Genomic DNA, 5,869 nt, shown 5'->3' on the forward strand with positions numbered 1-5,869 from the left:
GCCGCGCCGCCGCGCTCCGCCGCCCCAGGTCGCGGCGCCATCCCGCGCTGAAGGTACGGCGCGCCACGGCGGGGATGTCGCGCTCGGGCGCGATCCCGCCGGCCCGTTTCGCGACGGCCGCCAACACCCCCACCTTGGCGAGGGAGTTGACGATCCCCGCCGTGCGCGTCCGCTCGACCAGTCCGAGCCAGCGCGGCAGCCACCCCATCGCGTAGTGCGCCGCCGGCCGCCGCCTGCCCTCGTAGTGGTGGTACAGGAACTCCGCTTTGTACGTGGCCATGTCGACGCCCACCGGGCAGTCGCTCCTGCACCCCTTGCAGGACAGGCACAGGTCGAGCGCGTCCCGCACCTCCTCGGACCGCCAGCCGTCGGTGACGACCTCCCCGGCCAGCATCTCGTGCAGCAACCGGGCCCGCCCGCGCGTGGAGTGCGTCTCGTCGCCGGTGGCCCGGAAGGACGGACACATGACCGCGGTCGGTGAACTCGGTGCCTGGGTACGGCATTTGGCGACCCCGACACAGCGGCGCACGGCCGCGCCGAAGTCCCCGCCGTCGTGCGGGTAGCCGAACGCGACGTCCACCGGCTTGCGCGGCAGCACCGCGAACCGCAGGTTCTCGTCGAGCCGCGCGGGCCGCACCAGCATCCCCGGATTCAGCACGTCCGCCGGGTCCCACACGCCCTTGACCTGCTCGAAGAGGCCGATGAGCGGTTCGCCGTACATCTTCGGCAGCAGCTCGGCCCGCGCCTGCCCGTCGCCGTGCTCCCCGGACAGCGAGCCGCCGTGCGCGACGACGAGGGCGGCGAGCTCCTCGGAGAAGCGGCGGAAGCGGCCGATGCCCGCCCGCGTCAGCAGATCGAAGTCGATGCGGACATGGATGCAGCCGTCGCCGAAGTGCCCGTACGGGGTTCCGCGCAGCCCGTGCTCCCGCAGCAGCCCCCTGAACTCCCGTAGGTACGCGCCCAGTTGCGCGGGCGGCACGGCGCAGTCCTCCCAGCCGGGCCACGCCTCGCTGCCGTCCGGCATCCGCGTCGCCGTGCCGCTCGCGTCCTCGCGGATCCGCCACAGCGCCCGCTGCCCTGCCGGGTCGTCGACCACGAGCGCGTCCACCACGTCGGCGGCCCGCACGATCCGCTCGGCCGCGGCCCGCGCCTGGCCGGGCGTCGCGCCCCCGGTCTCCACGAACAGCCACGCCCCGCCCTTGGGCAGCCCCGAACCGGGCGGCACGAGGTCGGCGGCCATGCCCTCGACGGTCAGCGGCCCGTGCGGCAGCAGGCCCGCGGCGGCCTCCGCGGCCGCGCTCTCGTCCGCGTACGCGAGCACGGCGAGGGCCTTCGCGGACGGCGCCTCGACGAGCTTGACGGTCGCCTCGGTGACGAGCCCGAGGGTGCCTTCCGTGCCGCAGAAGAAGCGGGCCAGGTCGGTGCCGTTCTCCGGCAGCAGCGCGTCGACGGCGTACCCGGAGATCCGCCGGGGCAGCCCCGCGAACGGCGCGAACCCGGTCCTGATGGCAGCCAACTCCCGTTCCACCAAGGCCTGAAGCCCCCGCGGCGCCCCGTCCCAGCCCTGCCCGAGCCGGTACGTCTCGCCGCCCGCGGCCACCACGTCCAGCGCGGCCACGCTGTCGGCGGTCGTCCCCCAGGCCACCGAGTGCGAGCCGCACGAGTTGTTGCCGATCATGCCGCCGAGCGTGCAGCGGCTGTGCGTCGACGGGTCGGGCCCGAACCGCAGCGGGGCCGCCGCCGTCTGGAGCCGGTCAAGGACGACGCCGGGCTGTACCCGGGCCGTGCGCGTGGCCGGGTCGACGTCCAGGATGCGGTTCATGTGGCGGGTGAAGTCGACGACGACACCGGTGCCCGTGGCCTGTCCGGCGATGGAGGTGCCGCCGCCGCGTCCGACGACGGGGACGCCGCGCCCGGCGCACAGGGCCAGCACGGCCCGTACGTCGTCGGCGTCCTTCGGGGAGACGACACCCAGCGGGACCCTTCGGTAGTTGGACGCGTCCATGGTGTTCAGGGCCCGGGCGGTGACGGAGAAGTCGACGCCGCCGCGTACCGATGCCCGCATTTCCCGTTCCAGGCCGTGCAGATCATCCATGCCCTCCAGGATGCAACCCGGAAGGTGCCCCCGCGCCACAGGCGGATGCCCGCCTTTTCACGATCCGGGCCCTTTCGTTCCCTGACCGCTCGACAACTCCCTGACGGTCGCCGCGAACCGCCTCATCTCCTTCGGCCACGGCCCGCGCGTCCGCCCCGGCGCCGCGCGACGAGCTGCGCCACAAGCCGGTCCCGTAGATCACCACAAGTCCACGGGCCGGAGGAGTCGTCTCATCGAACGGACACGTTTCCGTCCGGTTTCACCGAGGGGATACCCTCCGGCTCGTGGCTGAGATCCAGATTCCCGCTGACATCAAGCCCGCCGACGGACGTTTCGGCGCTGGCCCCTCCAAGGTGCGTACGGAGGCGCTGGACGCCCTGGCCGCCACCGGTACCTCCCTGCTCGGCACCTCTCATCGTCAGGCCCCGGTCAAGAACCTGGTCGGTCGCGTCCGCGAGGGCGTGCAGAACCTGTTCTCCCTCCCCGAGGGCTACGAGGTCGTCCTGGGCAACGGCGGCTCCACCGCCTTCTGGGACGTGGCGACGCACGGCCTGATCGAGAACAAGTCGCAGCACCTGAGCTTCGGCGAGTTCTCCTCGAAGTTCGCCAAGGCGTCCAAGCTGGCGCCCTGGCTGGCCGAGCCGACCGTCATCACCTCCGACCCGGGCACGCACCCCGAGCCGCGCGCCGAGGCCGGCGTCGACGTCTACGGCCTGACCCACAACGAGACCTCCACCGGTGTCGCCGCCCCGATCAAGCGCGTGGCCGGCGCGGACTCCGGGTCCCTCGTCCTGGTCGACGCCACGTCCGGCGCGGGCGGCCTGCCCGTCGACATCGCCGAGACGGACGTCTACTACTTCGCCCCGCAGAAGTCCTTCGCCTCCGACGGCGGCCTGTGGATCGGCATCTTCTCCCCGGCGGCGATCGAGCGCGCCGAGCGCATCCACGCGTCCGGCCGCCACGTCCCGGAGTTCTTCTCGCTCCCGACGGCGATCGACAACTCCCGCAAGAACCAGACGTACAACACCCCCGCGCTCGCCACGCTCTTCCTGCTCGCCGAGCAGCTGGACTGGATCAACGGGCAGGGCGGGCTCGCCTGGTCCACGGCCCGCACGAAGGACAGCTCGGACCGGCTGTACACGTGGGCCGAGGACAGCAAGTACGCGACGCCGTTCGTCACCGACCCCGCGAAGCGCTCGCAGGTCATCGGCACGATCGACTTCGCGGACGAGATCGACGCCGCAGCTGTGGCGAAGGTGCTCCGCGCCAACGGGGTCGTCGACACCGAGCCCTACCGCAAGCTCGGCCGCAACCAGCTGCGCGTCGCGATGTTCCCGGCGATCGACCCGGCCGACGTCCAGGCCCTGACCGCCTGCATCGACCACGTCATCGGGCAGCTCTGACGCTCACCTCCTCCTCAGGCGCCGGGGGCGGACCCACCCCTCCGGCGCCTGAGAAACGGGGTCCGGGCAGCGCCCCCGCGGCGCTCGCCCCCGCCGGACGGCCGCGCTGTACTGGTTGCGTCACGCACGCACGGGTGACAGACCTCCGCGCAGGTGCATTCATAGACATATGGCGACACAACCGAGTCGGGCACTCGCTCCCCTCGTCAAGCAGTACGCCGTCCTGCTCACCACGCACAAGAAGGACGGCACCAGCGTCGGCACGCCTGTGAACATCGCGGTGGAGGGCGACCACGCCTACTTCCGGACGTACGCCAGGGCCTGGAAAGTGCGCCGCATGCGCAACGACCCGGAAGTGGAGATCGCCCCCTCCACCGTGCGCGGGGCCCCCACGGGACCCGCCTTCAAGGCGCGCGTGCGGCTGCTCGACGAAGGCGGTGCCGAGGCCAAGCACGCGGCGGCGCTCATCCGCCGCAAGTACCCGATCCTGCACGGCATCGGCGTCCCGCTCGCCCACCGGGCCAAGCGCGACCACACCCTGCACTACGAGGTACGGGTCCTCGGCGAGCAGGGCGAGTAGATCGGGCAGGTCGCGCACGCAGAGCAGGCCAAGCAGGTCACCGGCGGGCCGACTTGGGCCTGCGCAGCAGGCGTCCGATGCCGAGGACGGCGATCAGTACGACGGCGGCCCCGACGGCCCCGGCCTTCCCGGTGAACCCGCCGCCGTCGCCGTCACCGCCGCCCCTGTCGGAACTCCCGCCCGTGCCACCGGAGTCGCCCCCGGCGCCCTCGACCTCCACGGGCTCCACGGAACTGCCCTGTCCCTCACTGCCGTACAGGAGGGTCTTCCCGTCGAGGGTGTACGTCACCGACTCGCCCTGCGGCTGCATCGGCACGCTCAACTGCCCCTGGCGCTTGGGCTTCCCGTTGTTCCAGGAGTACGCGATGCCGCCCAGGTAGCCGCGTACGGCGAGCTGTTTCCCGTCGGGCGAGAAGGCGGCGTCGGTCGCCCACAGGTCGATGTCGGCGACGCGCTTGAAGACGTTCGTGGCGGAGGAGTCGAGCGGGTCGGGGCCCTCGTACAGCCCGCCGCCGTCCTCGCCCTTCTCCACGATGTAGACCCGGCCGGTCTTCGGGTGGACCATCATCGACTCGGCGTTGCGCGGCCCGTCCGCGTACTTCACGACGTACTGCGTCGCCCGCACGGTCTGGTCGCGCAGCTCCTTCGGCTCGGGCAGCTTGTAGATCCACACGTGGTCCCACTTGCCGCCGAGGTTGTCGCCGATGTCTCCGACGTAGATGTCGCCGTCGGGGCCGATCGAGATCGCCTCGACGTCGCGCGGGGCGCCGATGCCGGTGAGCGTGAGCGTCGCGACGGTCTTGCCGGTCCGCCCGTCGATCGCGTACAGGTACGCGCCGTCGTCGCTGTCGTTGTGGGTCCAGTAGACGCCGGGGTGGGCGCGGGAGGCCGCGAGGCCGCTGGACTCGGTGATCCGCGGGTCCTTGATGGTGAACCCGTCGGACCCGGGGTCGGCCGCCTGGGCGGGGACGGCCCCGCCGAACGCGAGGACGACCGCGGCCCCGGCCGCCCCCAGACCCATCCGATACGCACGCATGACGTCAGCTTGCCATCAACGGCGGGCCCGCCGCCCGCGTGGTCAGCCTCACATCGCCCGGCCCCGCCTGGATCAACGATGATGAGCGGATGCTCAGGTTCATGTTCGTCGGCGACTCGATGACCATCGGAAGCGCCGGGGAGCACACCTGGCGCCACCGCATGTGGCACCACTTGCGGGCCACCGGCACCGACTGCGCCGTGGTCGGCCCGCGCACCGCCCTGCACGGCGGCGGCCACGACTACGCCGACCCGGACTTCCCGCAGCACCACCTCGCGGGCTGGGGCGAGGGCTGGGTGCACATGGCGCCGGTGATCGGCGAGACCCTCACCGCGACCGGCGCCGACACGCTGCTGATCTCCCTGGGCCTGATCGACCTGGGCTTCTACACGAACGCCGAGCAGACCGCGGAGAACGTCCGCCGCTTCGTCACCGCGGCCCGCACCGCCAACCCGGCCGTCCGCATGGTCGTCCTCCCCGTCATACCGAACGTCCGGGCCGAGTCGGACGCCCCCTTCGCGGCGCAGGTCGCGCACTTCAACACGCTGCTGGGCAAGGCCGTCGCCGACCTCGACGACTCCCGCTCACCGCTCCTCGCGGCCTCGGTCCCGCCGTCGTACGACATCCATCGCGACACCTACGACGGTACGCATCCGAACGCGTCCGGCGAGCACAAGCTGGCCGCCGCCTTCGCGGACGCGCTGCACCAGGCGTGGGGCGTCGGCGGCCCGTACCGCGCCCCCGCCCCGGTCGCG

The 5,869-nt window shown here is 72.4% G+C and carries 5 protein-coding genes; 3 read left to right on the forward strand and 2 right to left on the reverse strand.

What is annotated here, in order from left to right:
- Window positions 1-2,095 (reverse strand): FAD-binding and (Fe-S)-binding domain-containing protein (locus G3I40_RS44315; protein ID WP_164560443.1); only part of this gene is annotated, 2,095 nt, incomplete at its 3' end.
- Window positions 2,096-2,379: 284 nt separating this feature from the next.
- On the opposite strand from G3I40_RS44315, the gene serC reads away from it, so the two are divergent.
- Together serC and G3I40_RS44325 are read left to right on the forward strand one after the other, a co-directional pair.
- Window positions 2,380-3,498 (forward strand): phosphoserine transaminase, encoded by a 1,119-nt coding sequence (gene serC / locus G3I40_RS44320; RefSeq protein ID WP_164560444.1) that lies wholly within the window; start codon window positions 2,380-2,382, stop codon window positions 3,496-3,498.
- 169 nt (window positions 3,499-3,667) lie between these two features.
- Complete coding sequence (locus tag G3I40_RS44325; protein WP_164560445.1) at window positions 3,668-4,078, forward strand: PPOX class F420-dependent oxidoreductase; 411 nt, start codon at window positions 3,668-3,670, stop codon at window positions 4,076-4,078.
- A gap of 37 nt (window positions 4,079-4,115) precedes the next feature.
- Here the strand turns inward: G3I40_RS44325 and G3I40_RS44330 are convergent, their stop codons facing one another.
- The gene (locus G3I40_RS44330) at window positions 4,116-5,114 is read right to left on the reverse strand and encodes a WD40 repeat domain-containing protein (protein ID WP_164560446.1); all 999 of its coding nucleotides are present in this window, start codon (window positions 5,112-5,114) and stop codon (window positions 4,116-4,118) included.
- 89 nt (window positions 5,115-5,203) lie between these two features.
- Here G3I40_RS44330 and G3I40_RS44335 point away from each other — a divergent pair.
- Window positions 5,204-5,869 (forward strand): GDSL-type esterase/lipase family protein (locus G3I40_RS44335; protein WP_164560447.1); only part of this gene is annotated, 666 nt, incomplete at its 3' end.

Origin of the sequence: Streptomyces sp. SID14478 (assembly GCF_010548525.1) — a bacterium.
GTDB lineage: Bacteria > Actinomycetota > Actinomycetes > Streptomycetales > Streptomycetaceae > Streptomyces.